Raw genomic sequence first — 17,405 nt, forward strand, 5'->3', positions numbered from 1 at the left:
GACATGAGTTCACTTATTGACTGGTCATTACAAAACAGACTGTTGGTATTGTTTTTGTCTGTGGTCACGCTTGTGACGGGAGTCATCCTCGCCCGGAGCATGCCTGTAGACGTGTTCCCCAATCTGACTGCGCCCACCGTCACGATACTGACTGAGGCCGCCTCCCTGGCGCCGGAGGAAGTGGAAACTCTGGTGACCCTGCCTATCGAAACCGTCATGAACGGCGCGACGGGTGTGCGCCGCGTGCGCTCCGTGTCCTCGATTGGCTTTTCCATTGTCTGGATCGAATTTGATTGGGGTACGGATGTGTATCGGGCCCGACAAATTATCAGCGAGAAACTGCAACTTGTGGGAGACCGTCTCCCTCCTGAAGTTCGAACACCCGTTCTCGCGCCAATTTCTTCCATTATGGGAGAGATTTTGTTTCTGGGGGTCCGGGGTCCCGATTTCCGACAAGCCCGAACTCTCGCCGATTGGGAGATTCGACGACGGCTGTTGGTTATTCCCGGCGTCGCACAGGTGATTCCGATTGGAGGGAATGTTAAACAATATCAGGTACTGGTTTCCCCGCAACGCCTTCAGGACGCCTATCTCTCGTTATCGACGATCGCTCGTGCGCTGACACAATCCAATTCGAATGCGACGGGTGGGTTCCTTCTGTCATCCGGCCAGGAACATCTCGTGCGCGGCATCGGTCGCATTCACTCGCTGGATGATATCAGACAGACCGTTGTGGACTTTCAACAGGACCAGCCTATTCTCATCGGGCACGTGGCCGATGTGAGGATTGGCAATGCCTTAACGCGCGGTGAAGGCTCGGTGAATGGTGAACCGGCCGTGGTCATGGCCATTTTGAAACAGCCTGAAGCCAATACGCTGACACTGACTCACCACATCGATCGGGTCCTCGATGAGATCGAGCCGCGTTTACCTGTGGGATTTACCCTGGACCGATCTCTGTTTCGACAATCGGATTTCATCCAAGGCGCTATTCAGAACGTGGTGAGTGCGCTTCGAGATGGCGCGCTGTTGGTCGTCATTGTTCTCTTCATCTTTTTGTTGAATATCCGGGCCACCTTTATTTCAGTCCTGGCCATTCCTCTCTCGTTAGCGGTAGCTCTCCTGGGACTCAAGCTTGCAGGGGTGACCATCAATACCATGACTCTGGGAGGACTGACGATTGCCGTAGGGTTGTTAGCCGACGATGCCATTGTTTTTGTTGACAATATTGTTCGAAGGTTAAAGCAGGAACAAGACAAAGCTCCAGAAGACCGGCAATCGCTGGTGATGGTGGTTCAAGGAGCCTGCGCTGAGGTCACTCCTTCCATTATGTTTGCTACCTTCATCATCATGTTAGTGATGCTCCCCCTTTTCTTCCTCGGAGGGGTGGAGGGTCGATTACTCTGGCCTCTGGGTTATGCCTATCTTCTGGCGGTATTTGCGTCGCTTCTCGTCGCCGTAACCGTCACACCGGTCTTGAGCACCTTGTTCTTACAACCGGACCAGCAACAGAAAGAAGGGTGGGTGGTCAACAAGCTCCTTCACTATTATCAAAAAAGCCTGACTGCGGTATTGGGACATCCCAACCTTATGCTAGGGCTGGCCGCTCTTCTCCTCCTTCTGGCTTTGGCCATTGTGCCGTGGCTTGGACGGACGTTTCTTCCTCCGTTTAATGAAGGCACGCTGACCGTCAATATTGTCACGCTGCCTGGGACCTCGTTATTTGAATCGGATCGCATCGCTCGTTTGGTGGAAGAAACCTTATTGTCACATCCGGAAGTCGTCTCAACCGCTAGGCGAACCGGGCGGGCCGAACTTGATGAGCATGCCGAAGGGGTGAATTCCAGCGAACTCGATGTCATGCTGCGGATGCAAGGGAGGAGTAAGGAGGCGTTTCTCGAGGCGGTGCGCGAGTCGTTTCGCATGATTCCAGGTATCACGGTCAATATCGGACAGCCGATCTCTCATCGTATCGATCACATGTTGTCTGGAACCCGAAGTGCCATTGCGGTGAAACTGTTTGGCCCCGACCTGTACACCTTGCGCCAATTGGCGAAACAAGTTGAACAGGTGATGAAACCCATTCCAGGAGTGGTGGATCTTGCCATAGATCAGCAAACCGATATCCCGTTGCTGACCGTCGCCTTTAATCGAAGTGCCCTCGCCTCTCACGGCTTAAGCGTGGGGGAAGCCAACGAGACCCTTCAGACGGCATTGAAGGGACGGGCCGTCACTCAAGTCCTGGAGGGACAGCGTGCGGTCGATTTAATTGTACGATATGCCGACGAATATCGAAAAAACCCTAGTGTCCTGGCCTCAACACTGATTGATACGCCAGGGGGTAATCGCGTCCCGCTCAGTCTGTTGGCCACGATCTATGATGATTATGGCCCCAACAAGATTAGCAGGGAAAATGTTCAGCGCAAAATGGTTGTGGCGTGTAACGTGGCGGAACGGGACCTCGGAAGCGTGGTAGAGGAAATCCAGCATCGAATTACTTCTCAAATCCAATTTCCGCCCGGTTATTACATCACCTATGGCGGACAGTTTGAAAGCCAGCAAGAGGCTACGCGGCGCATTCTTCTCATCAGCCTTGTAGTGTTAGTAGGGATGATCGTTTTACTGTATCAAGCCTTTTCTTCCTTCCGACTTGCCCTCTTGATTCTTGTTAATCTTCCATTGGCCCTCGTTGGAGGGGTGGTAGCTATAGCCTTGACCGATGGCGTCCTCAGCGTGGCGTCACTCGTGGGGTTTATTACCCTTTTTGGCATTGCCATTCGCAATGGCATTTTATTAATCGCTCGATACCAGGCCCTGCTGGCTCAGGGCATGCCGCTCCATCAGGTGGTGAGGGAAGGCTCCCTTGATCGATTGACGCCAATTTTAATGACGGCCTTGGTGACGGTGTTTGCGCTTATTCCCTTAGCTCTTGGACAAGGACAGCCGGGCAGTGAAATCCAAAGCCCCTTGGCTATTGTCATTCTTGGAGGGCTTCTCTCTGCGACATTTTTAAACTTGTATCTTCTTCCCGTTCTTTTTGTTCGTTACGGCATCAAAGAAACTGTAAGGCATAGTATGGATTTTCTAGAGACTCGCTAAGGAGGAGACATTCATGATGGGTCATCGACTGTTAACGTTATTGTGCGCGGTAGCATTGCTTGGGGCGTGTTTGAGCGGTGTATCTCACGCCCAGGATACAAAACAGGTTCTCCATGCCTATACGCTTGAAGAAATCATTCAACTTACCTTACGCCACAACCCCCTCGTGAAAAAAGGGGAAGCCTTTATTGAAAAGAAGCAAAGCCAACAGGTCATCGCTGGGGCATATCCAAACCCGAGACTGAATGTTCAATCCGGTTATTCAGAATTTCGTGATTCTGCAGATTCCATCACCACGATTGAACGGTATGTGACTCTCAGTCAGCCACTGGAATGGCGACCCAAGCGTGAGGCCCGGAAGCAGGCTGCGTTGGAAGGGCTTGGAGGTGCCAAAAAAGCATTTGAAGAAACACAGATTCATTTAAAAGCGGCTGCGAGGCTGGCGTTTTATGACCTCTTTCTGGCGGAGAAGCGGGCTGAGCTGGCCATTCAGAATTTAAAAGTTGTAAAGGAATTACAGCAAGGGGTGAGAAGTCGTGTGAAGGCCGGAGACGCCCCGCCGTTCGAGGAAGTGAAGATTAACGTGGAGCTGTTAAAGGTCCAAAAGGAAATTACGGGTGCGCAGGGTGCTGTCCATGCCGCAAAGGCGGCACTTGATTCCCTTACTGCAGGGACATTGGGATTGCAATTTAGTATTCATGGGCGTTTTAAGGCCTGGCCTGAGAATTTGGATTTACAAGTCCTTACCACCCAAGCATTAAACCAGCATCCCACACGAGAGAAATTTCAGAAACTCCTCAAACAGGCCCAGCACAGTCTTATTGAAGAAAAGGAAGCTGTGGTACCAAATGTCACCCTTAGCGGCTCCTATCAGCGAGATGCCGGACGGGAAGCTTTTCTGGGAGGGTTAACTGTTCCACTTCCGCTTTGGTACCAGCGCGACGGCGAAATTGCCGACGCGTTAAGTACACAACACGAAATCGAAGCTGATCTTTTGAAGTGGAAGCAGGATACGATGAAAGACGTCGCCGGGAGTTTTTATCAATCGCAGGCTGCCGCTGCACAAATCCACAATTATAAAAATGGTTTGCTCAAACAAGCTAAAGAAGCCGTACGAATTGCCCAAGTCAGTTTTCAATATGGCCAGGCTAGTCTTCTTGAAGTTCTGGACGCGCAACGTATTTTCTGGCAGACCATACTAGGGTATGCGCAAGCTCAATACGACCTTTCCATTGCTCTCACCCAACTTGAGCGGTCGATTGGTGGAGAAATCTAGCTGGTAGTAGTCCAATGAAAACAAGAGTAGTAAACCATGTTTCCTAAAAAACATCTGGGCGCCTTCTACGGATTGAGCGCCGCCTTGCTCTTCGGACTGACGCCGCCGCTTATTAAACTGATCCTGCCCGGGTATGACCTGCTCCCGGTGGCCGGACTGTTGTATGTGGGAGCGGGGCTCGGGCTTGGTCTCTTTGAAATCGTTCTGACCTCGACGAGGCCCTCGAATTCACGGTCCGAAACTCCCATTCAAGGAGCCGATATTGGCCTGTTACTGGGAATCATTCTGACAGGCGGAATTGTGGGCCCCCTACTCATGCTCTTTGGACTTCAGCGGATTTCTGCCGTGGTCGGATCGCTCCTGCTTAACCTCGAGGCCCCCCTCACCATCCTCCTGGCCGTCACCCTCTTTCGCGAACATCTGGGGACACGAGAACTCGGCGCAGCCATATGCATTTTTGCAGGTGCCGGTATGCTCAGTTATGACCCGGAAACCGTCTCCGGCGATTGGTTAGGCGTCATCAGCATGAGTGGGGCCTGCCTGTGCTGGGCTGTGGATAACAATCTCACCCAACGTCTTTCACTTCGAAACCCTCTAGCTGTGGCCAGAATCAAGGGGTTGAGCGCGGGTGGATTTTCCCTTGGACTGTCATGGATGGTGGGCTATGAATTTCCCGATATGACGGCAATCGGCATGATCATGGTTGTAGGATTTGTGGGCTATGGAGTCAGTGTCGTGCTGGACATCTATGCTCTCCGCATTCTCGGGGCAGCCCGGGAAGCCGCGTTCTTCGCCACGGCGCCGTTTGTCGGGGCCTTGGCTGCCGTGCCTATACTTGGAGAACATTGGGAGCTTACGGAGTATCTGGCAGGTGCCGCCATGGCCATAGGGGTCGGATTTCTTCTGCGAGAACATCACCGCCATCTCCACTATCATCCCGGTATGGAACACGACCATGTCCACACCCACACCGATTCGCATCATCAACATGATCACCAGGAGGACGTCCTCGGGCCTCACGCCCATTGGCATCGTCATCTGCCGTTGCAACATGATCATGGACATATGTCGGACCTGCACCATCGACACGAGCACTAGCAGGAAGCCGACAAGGCTTGGCCTCGATATCGTTGGCTGGTCCAGGATGGGGTCTTTTGTCCCCCCTCAAATCGCCATTTCAAAATTCTCCTCTACACCCAGAGATATCAGGGCTTCCGTCTGGTAAAGCGGCAATAGATAAACGGTTGCTTGAGGCCACCTGGGGTCATGTGAAGCTCTTCGAACGACTCAATACAGACAAAGTTACTTCCGATAGCTAAGGTCAAAAATTCAGGGGAATACCGAACGACCGGTAATCCGCTGCATGTTGGTGGAGCCTCATACCCAAACGTTGCAATGATTACGTGACCCTGCGCACTTACAGCCCTGTTCATGCTCTCGCAGTATTTTTCGCGATCTTCCGCGTCCGTCAGGAAGTGGAACACGGCTCGATCGTGCCACACATCATATGTCCTGGATGAACGAAAATCAGTGATATCGGCTTCGATCCAAGTCACGAGATCCGCGCGATCGCCTAATCTGGCTTTGGCCCGCTCCAACGCAACTTCGGAAATATCGAGTACGGTGAGGTGATTGAAATCTTGATCGAGGAGATGGTCTACCAATGTCGAATCGCCTCCTCCCACATCGATGAGGCTTCCGGTCTTGTGAACCCCTGTGGCCTGAATCAGATTCAATGATAGGGTGGGGTGAGCCTGATACCAGCCGAATTCGTCTGCGGCCGAGGCCCTGTACACATCTTCCCAATGTGTTTTTGTGTCCATGGGTCACCCGCTATTGTTAATACATAATGATGCGGTTCGTGGAATGAAAGGGCCCGCCCATCAATCTGGTCCGGGTGATCCGCTTAATTTCCGATAGCAGGGCTCGATCGAGGGCGGTCGTCTCTGCATTCATCGGAAGCTCAACCCATCCAAACATTTTTGTAAAAGGGATTACTGCACAAACAACCACCAGAATGGTGGCTTGTTGTGCGGCATTCAGCATTGTCCATGTTATGCAGGAAATGGCACAAACCGATGCATCATCTTTGTCGCAAGAAGGAGAGAATCACCCATGTTCGACATTGTTCATTTTAAAGGCCGGTGAAAAGAGAATAGCTGTGGTTTGTGTGAGCGGTTTTTTTTATCGTATTGTTTGATTCAACGTCTGATGATGGCTCTGGCAGCCTTGATATATAGCATTGGATTTATTACATCATTCTGTTGGTTGCCCGATCGAGCTATTTCGGTATTTCGTTTTGTATGAGGCTGTCTCTTCTCAGACCCACGGTTTTTTCCTATTGCTGTATAGGGCTCACGATGTGGTGCCTTCCGACGTCGTTGATGGTTCGACCTTGAGCCAAGCGTTGAATACTTTAAATCCCAGTGCCAACACGACGGCACCGACGAACAAACCGATGATGCCGGACATTAATAGCCCACCGATCGCACCCATGAATATCACGATCATCGGCACGTCGAGACCACGGCCCAGCAACAATGGCTTCAACAAGTTATCAAGCAATCCGGTAAAAATGCTCCAGATTAAAAACAAAACTGCCGGAAACGTGTCACTGGTCGAAAATATATAGACCACAGCGGGAGCCATGATGAGCATGGGTCCGATTTGAACAATGCACAGAATCAGGGCGAGCACTGTCCATAAGCCTGCAAGCGGCACTCCGGCCACGACCAGACCGAGACCGACAGCACTTGATTGAATCAGGGCTACGCCAAGGACTCCCCGTACGACACTGCGCATCGTGGCTTCGGCAAGGTCTACCAGTTCTCCCCCCTGCTGGCCGGCCAACCTCCTGCCAATGGCCCTGGATAGTCGATAGCCCTCCGCTGAATAGGCCAAAAAAACTCCGGCTAGAACCACCGCCACGATGACCTTCACAATATTCAGTCCAACCGTGGCAGCCGCCCCCAGGAGCGGAGAGACAAATGCACGCAGCTGCGGGGCAATATGTTGAAGAGCTACCTCAATATTTTCAGATGCCATACCCCAGACCTTTTCTATCGAAGCGCCGATCATTGGCCAATCTTTGATCCCTTGAGGTGGCGGCGGTATGACCAGCAGGCCTTGACGTAATTGATCAGAGACCACGCGGAGATTATCGATCAGGACCGTGACCAGGAACACCACGGGAAACACCAGGATCAGCATTAAAGCCACGGTCATCAGAGTAGCCGCCAGCCAGTTCCGCTCTGTCACCCAGTGTTGCACCCAGCAATAGATCGGGAAGGTTCCCACGGCAATAATGATCCCCCACACAATCGGACCCACAAACGGGTGGATGATCTCAAAGCACCAGACAATGAGAAGAGCCACCAGGCCGATTTTGGTGACAGCTTCCAAGGCACTTTTAGTAATTTCATCCTGACGCATGAGTCTTCAAGGTATTTCGGTCGGGGTTAGCTGTTTTAGCGCGATACCTTGAGGGGTAATAGAGAAGGGCCAATCGTCGTTCATATTTTATAGACCCGTTGCTATTTGTTTTGAGCAAATACCATAAAAAAAGTGAATCGGATATCTTAGATTATCCTTTTTGACAAATCCAATTGAGAGAGGCAGGGTAGGGGACAAATTTTTATTGAACGTTTTTCACAAGATTTTCTCGCCGTAATGACGGCTGTGCTTCGCGGCCATTTTTAATACGCCAGGTTATTTCAGCGCTTCTGCCCCGCCGACGATATCCATTAATTCCTTCGTAATGGCCTCTTGACGGCTTCTGTTATATTTGAGGCTGAGTTGCTTGATGAGTTCACCCGCATTGCGGGTAGCGCCATCCATGGCAGCCATTCTGGCGGCTTGTTCGGCGGCCGATGATTCCAATAAAATCCGGAAAACCTGGCCCTGTGCATACTTGGGAAGAAGGACCGAGAGTAATTCCTCCTGATCGGGCTCATACAGATACCCACCTCCGGTTTGCGTCTCCGCCGCTCCAAATTCTTCCAGCGGTTCAATAGGAAGAACTTTTTCCACCACCACTTGCTGTTGCACGATGTTTTTAAACTCGTTATAGACGATATATCCCTCATCAAAGACGCCATCGGCAAACGCTTCTACTGCAGCCAACCCGACTTCGAGTGCATGCTCATAGGTCAATCGTTCAAAGACATTCACATTTTGATCGCGAATGGGCCAATGACGGCGGCGAAAATATTCGCTCCCTTTTCGCCCGATGACTCCGACGATGACCTGTGCCCCTCTTCCTTCGCATTCATGGATCACCTGGATTGCTTTGCGAAAGACATTCATATTGAACCCCCCGCACAACCCACGGTCGCTCGACACCACGGTCACTTGAATAATCTTAACAGGGCGCTTTTGAAACAGGGGGTGGACAGACTGATTGACCCGGCCGCTCAGGTTGGCAAGTACCCGGCGTAATTCCTGTCCATAAGGGCGAAACGCCAGAATTCGTTGCTGTGCACGGCGGAGTTTGGATGCAGCCACCAACTTCATGGCCTTGGTAATTTTTTGCGTGTTCTTAATTGAACCGATTTTACGGCGCAAGGCTTGTAGGTTTGCCATCCTCTCTCCTTTCCTAAACTGAATAGAATCTGGTGAACGGCACCATTAGGGGCTTCCTTTATCCCCATAAACACCCGGGAAGCCTCCTATGTTACAAATTGGGAAGCCACCGCTGCAAATCCCAGAGGGCAGAACGTTCAACTCCCGATTTCACTCACCTGGCCATGAGTGCGAAAATCTATTGTGTGGGAAAGGCGGGAGGTTGCAAGATGATCCCAGAAAATGCCGCGAGGAAGTTTTCTCACTGGTTCTCAAGAAAGCGTGCCGGCCTTCCCATTCCATCGATTCTGCCGGCAGGATAATTTCACGCCTTGCTCTTCAGGCATACGGTATCTTAGCTTTTCAGTTCGGACTGTATTTCATGGTCTAATGGAACCGGTTCTAAGGGAGAGGAAACCGGCTTTCCCTTTTCCTCGGTGGAGGACCAACCTCCACCCAGGGCTTTGTAGAGCCGGACAATGGAACTCAGATGTTGCTGCCGGGTTGAGACCAGGCTCAGTTCGGCCTGAAAGAGATCCCGTTGGGCTGTTAAGACGTCCAGGTAGGACGCGAACCCTCCGCGATACCGTTTATCCGCAAAATTTAACGCGGACTTGAGGGAGGCTACCTGAGACTCCTGTGCTTCAGTTTGCTCGTGGGTCTTTTCGATCGTGATCAAGGAGTCCTCAACCTCCCTGAAGGCATTGAGAATGGCCAACTCGTACTGGGCCAGTGCTTGTTGCTCTTTTGCCGTCTGGACCCCGACACCATAGCCAAGTGCCGTGGCGTTGAGAAGCGGGCCGGTTAGGGTGCCTGATGCTCCAACAGTGGCAAACGGCCCCGTCCCCATCGAGTTTAACTGAAAGCCGGCCACACCTCCGCCGGCATTGATACTGAATTGAGGAAAACGTTGAGCCTGGGCCACGCCGATGTTGGCGGTTGCCGCAACGAGCTTTTGTTCGGCTTCCAGAATATCCGGGCGTTGGCTCAGGAGACTGGAAGGCAACCCGATCGGCACTTCAGGCGGCAAAGGTTGTTCCGTGAGGACCAACCCCCGGGGGATTGCATTTGGACGGTGTCCCAACAGGACGCTGATCCGGTTTTCAGCCTGTACCACCTGCTGCTCCAGATTGGATAATTGTGCCCTTGTGCCGGCTTGTTCGGCTTCGAAGCGATCCAGATCCAGCTTGGAAGCATACCCGTGTTCATATTGTGACCGGCTCAATCTCACAGCCTCATTCCAGATTTTGAGCGTGCGTTGGGCAATCTGCACCTGGAGATCCAGAGCCCGGAGTGTGAAGTAGGATTGCGCTACGTCGCTGACCAGGGCGATGACCACCCCACGCTGGTTTTCAACCCGCGCCAGTAATTCAGCCTGTGTGGCTTCGATATTCCGGCGAATCCGGCCCCAGAGATCGATTTCCCATTTGATGCCGCCCACGAAGGATTGTCTCGAAAAGTCCAGGTCACCCCGTCCACTTTGTCCGCCAGCTTGCCCCGGTATAACGGCCCCGTTTCCGGTGGACAGCCCATTATTCGTATTGTGATAGTACATCCCCTCTCCTTGATACCCGAGGGATGGGGCAAGATCGAATTTGGCAATGATAAGTTGGTTGTTGAACTCCTGGACAGCTGCGGCGGCCACTCGAAGGTCAAGGTTTTCCTGTAAGGCCGTACGGATCAGTTTCTGAAGTTCTTCATCCTTGAACAATTCCCACCAGGGCATATTGGCGATGGATTCCGAGGTCCCGGGCGCAAGCCGCCAGGAATCGGTTGTCGGAACATCGGGCCGTTTATAATCCGGTCCCATGGTGCAGCTCCAGGTCATCAGAAGACTCAATAGGATCGGGACAGATCTTCTCTGCATACTAATGACCTCCCTGGATTTTGAATTGAGTCCGGGCGTGTTTTGTCTGTGCGGAAACCAACGATTCTTCATCTTCCAGGAGTTCGGAATCCTCAATCTCCTGGCCTTCGGGGTCTTGGTCAGGGGGATCCTCATGTCGGTGGATCAACCGCTCCACCACATAAAACGAGACAGGGATCAGGAAAATGGCGATAAAGCTGGCGGCGATCATTCCACCGATCACGGTGACGCCCAGAAGGATTCTCCCATGCGCCCCCGATCCCGAAGAGAGAACAAGTGGAACCACTCCGAATATAAAAGCAAAGGATGTCATGAGGATCGGCCGCAGCCTCAGGCGGGCTCCGGTCAGAGTTGCATCGACGAGAGAACGACCCTTTTCATACTCCATTTTGGCGAATTCCACAATCAGGATCGCGTTTTTCGCCGATAGCCCGATGAGCATGACGAGACCGATCTGGGTGAACACGTCGTTTTCCATCCCAAGTGCCCATAAGGCGCCGAAGGCACCGACGACGGCAATCGGCGTACAGATGAGAACACTGAACGGAAGTCCCCAACTCTCATACTGGGCTGCAAGAATAAGAAAGACAAAGAGGAGGGAGAAACCGAAGATCACGCTGGCCGGGACTCCTTCAGAGGCAACCTTCTCCTGAAAAGACATTCCAATGAAGTCATATCCCATCTCACGGGGCATGGTTTCGGCAAAGACCTCTTCCAGGGCCTGCATAACCTGACCGGAAGTGTACCCCGGGGAGGCCGAAACAAAAACCTGGGCCGACCGGTAGCCGTTAAATCGCATCGTGAATTCCGGACCGGAACTTTTTTCCATTGTCACAAGCGTGGAAAGCGGGACCATCTCGTCGGATTCATTCCGGACGTAAAATTGCCCCACGTTTTCAGCCTTGGTCCGGAATTCCCCTTCAGCCTGCACATATACCTGCCAGACACGGCCGAACCTGTTGAAATAGTTCACCATCACCCCGCCCATAAAGGTTTGCAGGGTTTTATAGACATCTTCAAGTTTGACACCTTGTTTAAGCACTTTGTCCCGATCGACCCGGGCAAAGACCTGTGGGACGGCGGGGATGAAGGTGGTGTTCATGGACGAGATTTCGGGACGCTGTCGTCCGGCTTCCATGAACGTCTTGAGGTTGTCGGCCAGGAAGGCCACATCCTGTCCGGCACGGTCTTCGAGAATGAAAGACACGCCGCCCGAAGTGCCTACGCCGGGAATAGCCGGCGGTGGGAAAAGAAAGGCGTTTGCTTCGGGCAATTCGGCCAGTTTCTCGTTCACATTTTTGAAAATAGCCTGAAGTTTTTCCTCGGGTTCGGTCCGTTCCTCCCATGGATCAAGGGTGACAAAAAAGAATCCGTTATACGTCGTTTGGACCGTGCTTAACAGACTAAACCCTACGATGGTGCTCACAAATTGAATGCCGGGAGTGTCTGCAAGAATGGCTTCGATTTTTTTGCAGACTTCATCCGTTCGTTGCAGGGAGGCCGCCAAGGGCAGTTGGACGTTTAAATAGACATACCCCTGATCCTCCATCGGAAGAAATCCGGTTGGAAGTTTGGCTCCAAGCAGGCCGGCGCCTACCGCAGCCACAAGCAAAAAGATCATCGCCCGGCCCGACTTACGGATCAAATGGTGGCAGTACCCGACATACCCGTCGGTGGCACGCCCGAACCAACGGTTAAACCAGGTGAAAAATGCCCCCATCGGGCCTCTGGCGGGAGTTCTTGGTTTCAGAATCATCGCGGAAAGCGCGGGGCTGAGCGTCAGGGCATTGAAGGCGGAGATGATCACCGATAAGGCAATCGTGAGTGCGAACTGTTGGTAGAGTCGCCCCGTAATTCCCGGAATGAACGCGGTGGGCACGAAGACCGCCGCGAGAATCAGTGCGATCGCGATCACCGGCCCGGAAACTTCCTCCATCGCTTTCCTGGTCGCATCCCTAGGGGATAGGCCATTCTCGATATGATGCTCCACCGCCTCGACCACCACGATGGCATCGTCTACCACGAGCCCGATGGCCAAAACGAGTCCGAATAACGAGAGCGTGTTGATCGAGAAATCCAACAACGGGAAGATGGCGAATGTCCCCACCAGCGAGACGGGAACGGCCAACAAAGGAATGAGTGTGGCCCGCCATCCCTGTAGAAAAATAAACACGACAATGATCACGAGTATCACGGCTTCAAAGAGGGTATGCACGATTTCCTTAATTCCCTCCCTGACTGCCAGGGTTGTGTCCAGGGAAACGGCGTAATCCAGGTCCTCGGGAAACCGCTCTTTCATTTCCTCCATCAGCTTTTTCGCCCGATCCACCGTTTCAATAGCATTGGACCCCGGAAGCTGATAGACGGCAATGAGTGCACTGGGCTTTCCGTTGAGACGGCCGATCATACTGTAGGTTTGGGCGCCTAATTCCACTCGGGCTACATCCTTCAGCCGGATAATGGATCCGTCGGGATCGGCCCGAACAATGATTTGTCCAAACTCTTCCTCGTTAAGCAGGCGCCCTTGTGATCGGACCGTATACGTAAATTCCTGACCTTGGGGAACCGGTTGAGCTCCGATTTGACCGGCGGGGTTGACCGTGTTCTGCTTTTTGATTGCGTCGAGGATCTCGGTTACGGTAATGCCCAATTTGGCGAGATGATCGGGTTCCACCCAGAAGCGCATGGCATACTGGCCCGCCCCAAAGATCGTGACCTGCCCAACTCCGGGTACGCGCGAGAGTGGATCGTTGATATTCACATACGCATAGTTGGCCAGAAAGATCTCGTCATAGGTGCCATTCGGGGAATACAGGCTGAAGAGCATCAGAGGGCTAGTGGTGGATTTTTTGATGGTTACCCCGTAGTTTCTCACGTCGGTGGGCAACTGGGATTCGGCCTGCATGTATCGCATCTGGGTCAGGATCTGGTCGTCGTTAGGGATGGTGTTGACGTCGAAGTTCACACGCAACGTCATCTGCCCATTACTGGCGTTCGTGGAGTACATGTAGATCGAATTGTCCACCCCTGCCATCTGCTGTTCGATGGGGGTGGCAACCGACTGTTCGACCGTGACCGCGTCCGCCCCGACATAGGTGCCCTGCAGTTGGATTTCCGGAGGGGCGATGTTGGGGAATAAGGCTATGGGGAGTTGCACCATGGCGACCAGGCCGAGAATCGTCATGATGATCGAAATGACGATGGCGACGATCGGCCGGTCAATGAAGAATTTTGCCATGGGTATTAGGTAGCAGAGGGTTGTTCGGGAGCACCCTCAGCGTCGGGTTGCGATTCTTCCGAAATCGTTTTTGGTGTGACCATCATTCCTTCCCGAACCTTGAGAAGTCCCTCGACGACGACCATCTCGCCAGGCTGAAGCCCCTCATTGATCAGCCAGAAGGAATCGATCCTGGGTCCCAGAGTCACTTTTCGAAATGCCACTTTGTTTTCTTCTCCAACTACCGCGACTTGATAGGTGCCTTGGAGTTCCTGGATGGCTCGCTGTTGGACCAACAGTCCTCCGGGGCGAGTTTCGATGGGAATTCGTACCTTGGCAAAAAGGCCTGGACGCAGGAGGTTCCCGGGATTCGGGAAATAACTGACGATCGTGATCGTCCCCGTCTTGACATCAACCTGTCGATCGGCGAGGACGGCTCTTCCTTTATGGGGGTACACGCTTCCATTGGCAAGAATCAGCTCGAGGTCATGAGAGGGGTTGAATTTTTTCTGACCACCGACCTTTTCGATCCGTTCGGCGAGTTTTAGATACTCCCGCTCGCTGATGGGAAAGTTGACTTTGATCGGGTCAACTTGAGAAACAGTCGTCATCGCCGTATTTTCAAGGATGAGGTCACCGATTTGCGCCGTGGCGATTCCTGCTATTCCATTGATCGGAGAAGTCACACGGGTCCAACCATAGTTCAATTGGGCATTATCAAGCTTAGCCCGTGCGGAAGCCACTGAGGCCCGGTTGGCAGCACTTGCCTGCATGGCATCATCCAGTTCTTTCTGGCTGATCGCGCCTTCTGCGGCAAGGGGAGTGTTCCGTTTGACGTCTAACAGACTCTTTTTAAAAGCCGCTTCCGCCCTGGCAAGTTCGGCCTTCGCTTGATCCAGGGCAGCCTTGTACGGTCGTGGATCGATGGTAAACAAAAGGTCACCGGCCTTCACCACGGACCCTTCCGAGTAATCGCGGGACAACAGATAGCCCTGAATTCTGGCACGAATCTGAGCATCCACGAATCCGACGGTGGTTCCCACCCACTCCCCATATATCGGCACGTCCTTTTGTACTACCTCAGCGACCAGCACCTCAGGCGGCGGGGGCGTGGATTCCACTTCATTCCGATCGCACCCAAAGGCCATGGCCAATAACAGGCAGACCAGCAGACCGGAAGGCAGACTGTCAAAACGAAATACCGGATGGAAAAGAATTCTCCTGATAAAGGGTGGTGAGTACTGGAAAGAAGGAACTATGTACTTTATTCTCATCGACCTCTCACTCCATGACTTCACCGGTGGGGTATCTTAACCGGGCGAATAGGGAAAGGGCCGCATTGTTTCACGTTTTCAATCAATTCTCAAGCCTGCCATACAAAAATTACCATCAAAAGCCAGGCGATATCGATCTCGGAACCCTGTCCCCTCTGGCGTTTATTCTGAAGTAGACTGTTTTTTGTACCGGAATTTTCGCGACGAAGTCCAGAGGGGAGCATGGGCACGGATGAGAAAAATGACCGGGTCGGGTATCATGTCCCCGAAGACCTCAGCCTTGAGGCTACTATCAAGCGTCATGATCCGTCCACAAAATTTCTTATCCCTTTTTACGAATATAATGAAAAGGAACAATCATGCTTAAACCAGTACATCAAAACGTTCTGCAACACGCCTTGTGCTTTTGTCTTGTAGCAGCCGGATTTTCTTTAATGGTTTTGAGCGCACCAGGGCCGGTTTGGGCAGAGCTGAATTCAGAAGAAGATCTCCTCGTAGACAAGGCCAGGGGGACCCTGGAAAGTTTTCTCTCGGACCCCGACATGGAATGGTTCCGGGAACATTTGAGAGAAGCGAGAGGCATGTTGATTGTCCCTCAGTTTTTGAAGGGCGCCTTCTTCATCGGAGGATCCGGGGGAAGCGGGGTTCTCCTCGTACGGGATGAAAAAACCAATGAGTGGAGCTATCCCGCCTTTTTCACTCTGGGAGGGGCCAGTATCGGATTACAATTCGGGGGGCAGGCCTCGGAGGTCGTCTTGCTCGTCCTTACTCAAAAGGGGGTCGATTCCATGATGAGCACGACCATGAAACTAGGAGCCGATGCCTCCATTGCGGTGGGACCGATCGGAAGAGGCATGGAAGGATCGACGGCGCCGAATTTGAGCGTTGATCTCATCTCCTTTTCAAAAGCCAAGGGCCTGTTTGCGGGCATTTCTCTGGAAGGCGCGGCCGTGGCGGCCAGGGATGCCATGAATACCAGCTATTACAAGACCCCTACTAAAACTGTTGACATTGTCGTACGCCGGAGCGTCACTAATCCGAAAGCCGACCCGTTACTGGCTGTCGTGAAGAACGCCACAAAAGCCGATTAATACTTCGCGGCGTTTACCCGTTTAACAATTATTCGCCTGCTCATGATGTCCGAGGCCGAGGGTTTTCTCTTCCATTGTTGCAAGGAGGAAACATTCGGGTGCAGTGCACTTATTTTCACTCTTTGAGCATTATTCGTCTTTAGGTGACATTTTGACCTTGAGCCATTCCTCAACTTGTTCATTTTTACATTGCGGGTTTCGGTGTCTTCCGCCAATCACGAAGCCCTTGGGCTAATTTATCCGCCCAATATTCAAACGCCTGGTGAACATCGTCCCAGGAATCCATGGAACCATCCAGAGTTCTGCCACCAACCCGACGATCCGCAGCTGCCATCAACAGAGTTCCCGTGTTCCCATCGGTTAATTTGGCCTCTATGCTGGCCCGTCCCACAAAGGCCTGTGTCCCTGTCGCCAGGCTTTTCGCCCCGGACACCATGCCGGCGGGCGGAATAATGGTCGACACAATATCCATGCCGACGTCCGAGGGTTCGGCCTCTGTCAGAGCCAATTCAATTCGTAATGCACCGGGAACGAGCTTGGGGACCACCAGGAAATCCTCTTTCAGCTTCCAGATGACTTTTGAGCGCAGATCATCGGCCAGTCTGTTCAGTTCTTCCTGGGGAACGTTAGATTTCTTGGACATCAAGACGGTGACCGGTTCCACATACACGGACTGATAGATTGAAAAATCGGCTTGAGGGTTTTTGTATACGAGGAGAGCTTCCCCTTCTTTTCCAGGTTGGAGAATCGAGTAATCTCGGAGAAACCCGGAGGTTTCCACTTCCCTGGCTTGTTCAGTTTGGGCACAGCCAACTATTCCTGTCATCAAGATCAGAACCCACATGATGATTCGCAACTTTCCCAAACTGAGACCTCTCTGCGATTGTCGTTCACCCTCAGCTTGACAAACTTGAGCAGTTCGATTGAGAGGTGACCTTGGAACGTGCTTCTTCATCGGAAATCCTTTCTGGCTCACCATCTCTGCCATAAATATACCCTCTTACTCTCCAAATTCTGACCA

12 protein-coding genes are annotated in these 17,405 nt (G+C 52.4%); 4 read left to right on the forward strand and 8 right to left on the reverse strand.

Annotation, left to right across the window (positions count from 1 at the left end; all coding sequences use genetic code 11):
- Positions 1-3: 3 nt before the first annotated feature.
- From ACTRXD_RS17560 to ACTRXD_RS17570, 3 genes are read left to right on the forward strand one after another with little or no spacing between them, the layout of a single operon-like run.
- Positions 4-3,099, forward strand: coding sequence for an efflux RND transporter permease subunit (locus ACTRXD_RS17560; RefSeq protein WP_442433079.1), 3,096 nt, complete (start codon positions 4-6; stop codon positions 3,097-3,099).
- 13 nt (positions 3,100-3,112) lie between these two features.
- On the forward strand, positions 3,113-4,375 hold the full coding sequence (locus tag ACTRXD_RS17565; protein ID WP_442433080.1) for a TolC family protein: 1,263 nt from the start codon (positions 3,113-3,115) through the stop codon (positions 4,373-4,375).
- A gap of 36 nt (positions 4,376-4,411) precedes the next feature.
- Entirely contained in the window at positions 4,412-5,473 is a 1,062-nt protein-coding gene (locus ACTRXD_RS17570) for an EamA family transporter (protein WP_442433081.1), read from the forward strand.
- Positions 5,474-5,580: 107 nt separating this feature from the next.
- Here ACTRXD_RS17570 and ACTRXD_RS17575 read toward each other — a convergent pair whose 3' ends face one another.
- From ACTRXD_RS17575 to ACTRXD_RS17605, 7 genes are all read right to left on the reverse strand, one after another.
- Positions 5,581-6,198 (reverse strand): class I SAM-dependent methyltransferase, encoded by a 618-nt coding sequence (locus ACTRXD_RS17575; protein WP_442433082.1) that lies wholly within the window; start codon positions 6,196-6,198, stop codon positions 5,581-5,583.
- Positions 6,199-6,214: 16 nt separating this feature from the next.
- Complete coding sequence (locus ACTRXD_RS17580; RefSeq protein ID WP_442433083.1) at positions 6,215-6,421, reverse strand: hypothetical protein; 207 nt, start codon at positions 6,419-6,421, stop codon at positions 6,215-6,217.
- 309 nt (positions 6,422-6,730) lie between these two features.
- The gene (locus ACTRXD_RS17585) at positions 6,731-7,807 is read right to left on the reverse strand and encodes an AI-2E family transporter (protein WP_442433084.1); all 1,077 of its coding nucleotides are present in this window, start codon (positions 7,805-7,807) and stop codon (positions 6,731-6,733) included.
- A gap of 276 nt (positions 7,808-8,083) precedes the next feature.
- Positions 8,084-8,956 (reverse strand): ATP synthase F1 subunit gamma, encoded by an 873-nt coding sequence (gene atpG / locus ACTRXD_RS17590; protein ID WP_442433085.1) that lies wholly within the window; start codon positions 8,954-8,956, stop codon positions 8,084-8,086.
- Positions 8,957-9,290: 334 nt separating this feature from the next.
- Positions 9,291-10,802 carry an efflux transporter outer membrane subunit gene (locus ACTRXD_RS17595; protein WP_442433086.1) on the reverse strand — a complete coding sequence of 504 codons (1,512 nt, stop codon included), beginning with the start codon at positions 10,800-10,802 and terminating at the stop codon, positions 9,291-9,293.
- A 1-nt stretch (position 10,803) separates the two neighbouring features.
- On the reverse strand, positions 10,804-14,040 hold the full coding sequence (locus ACTRXD_RS17600) for an efflux RND transporter permease subunit (RefSeq protein ID WP_442433087.1): 3,237 nt from the start codon (positions 14,038-14,040) through the stop codon (positions 10,804-10,806).
- Between the two features lie 5 nt (positions 14,041-14,045).
- Positions 14,046-15,293 (reverse strand): efflux RND transporter periplasmic adaptor subunit, encoded by a 1,248-nt coding sequence (locus ACTRXD_RS17605; protein WP_442433088.1) that lies wholly within the window; start codon positions 15,291-15,293, stop codon positions 14,046-14,048.
- Between the two features lie 359 nt (positions 15,294-15,652).
- Here ACTRXD_RS17605 and ACTRXD_RS17610 point away from each other — a divergent pair, with 359 nt between their 5' ends.
- Positions 15,653-16,384 carry a lipid-binding SYLF domain-containing protein gene (locus ACTRXD_RS17610; RefSeq protein ID WP_442433089.1) on the forward strand — a complete coding sequence of 244 codons (732 nt, stop codon included), beginning with the start codon at positions 15,653-15,655 and terminating at the stop codon, positions 16,382-16,384.
- Positions 16,385-16,568: 184 nt separating this feature from the next.
- On the opposite strand, the gene ACTRXD_RS17615 is transcribed toward ACTRXD_RS17610, so the two are convergent.
- Entirely contained in the window at positions 16,569-17,339 is a 771-nt protein-coding gene (locus ACTRXD_RS17615) for a DUF3313 domain-containing protein (RefSeq protein ID WP_442433090.1), read from the reverse strand.
- Between the last annotated feature and the right edge of the window lie 66 nt (positions 17,340-17,405).

The organism is Nitrospira sp. T9, from assembly GCF_052156535.1.
Taxonomy (GTDB): Bacteria; Nitrospirota; Nitrospiria; order Nitrospirales; family UBA8639; genus Nitrospira_E.

Coding starts and splice junctions, on each gene's coding strand:
- ACTRXD_RS17580 (WP_442433083.1), bottom strand. CDS start 6,421: ATGCTGAATGCCGCACAACAAGCCACCATTCTGGTGGTTGTTTGTGCA.
- ACTRXD_RS17610 (WP_442433089.1), top strand. CDS start 15,653: ATGCTTAAACCAGTACATCAAAACGTTCTGCAACACGCCTTGTGCTTT.
- ACTRXD_RS17600 (WP_442433087.1), bottom strand. CDS start 14,040: ATGGCAAAATTCTTCATTGACCGGCCGATCGTCGCCATCGTCATTTCG.
- atpG (WP_442433085.1), bottom strand. CDS start 8,956: ATGGCAAACCTACAAGCCTTGCGCCGTAAAATCGGTTCAATTAAGAAC.
- ACTRXD_RS17570 (WP_442433081.1), top strand. CDS start 4,412: ATGTTTCCTAAAAAACATCTGGGCGCCTTCTACGGATTGAGCGCCGCC.
- ACTRXD_RS17585 (WP_442433084.1), bottom strand. CDS start 7,807: ATGCGTCAGGATGAAATTACTAAAAGTGCCTTGGAAGCTGTCACCAAA.
- ACTRXD_RS17615 (WP_442433090.1), bottom strand. CDS start 17,339: ATGAAGAAGCACGTTCCAAGGTCACCTCTCAATCGAACTGCTCAAGTT.
- ACTRXD_RS17560 (WP_442433079.1), top strand. CDS start 4: ATGAGTTCACTTATTGACTGGTCATTACAAAACAGACTGTTGGTATTG.
- ACTRXD_RS17595 (WP_442433086.1), bottom strand. CDS start 10,802: ATGCAGAGAAGATCTGTCCCGATCCTATTGAGTCTTCTGATGACCTGG.
- ACTRXD_RS17605 (WP_442433088.1), bottom strand. CDS start 15,293: ATGAGAATAAAGTACATAGTTCCTTCTTTCCAGTACTCACCACCCTTT.
- ACTRXD_RS17575 (WP_442433082.1), bottom strand. CDS start 6,198: ATGGACACAAAAACACATTGGGAAGATGTGTACAGGGCCTCGGCCGCA.
- ACTRXD_RS17565 (WP_442433080.1), top strand. CDS start 3,113: ATGATGGGTCATCGACTGTTAACGTTATTGTGCGCGGTAGCATTGCTT.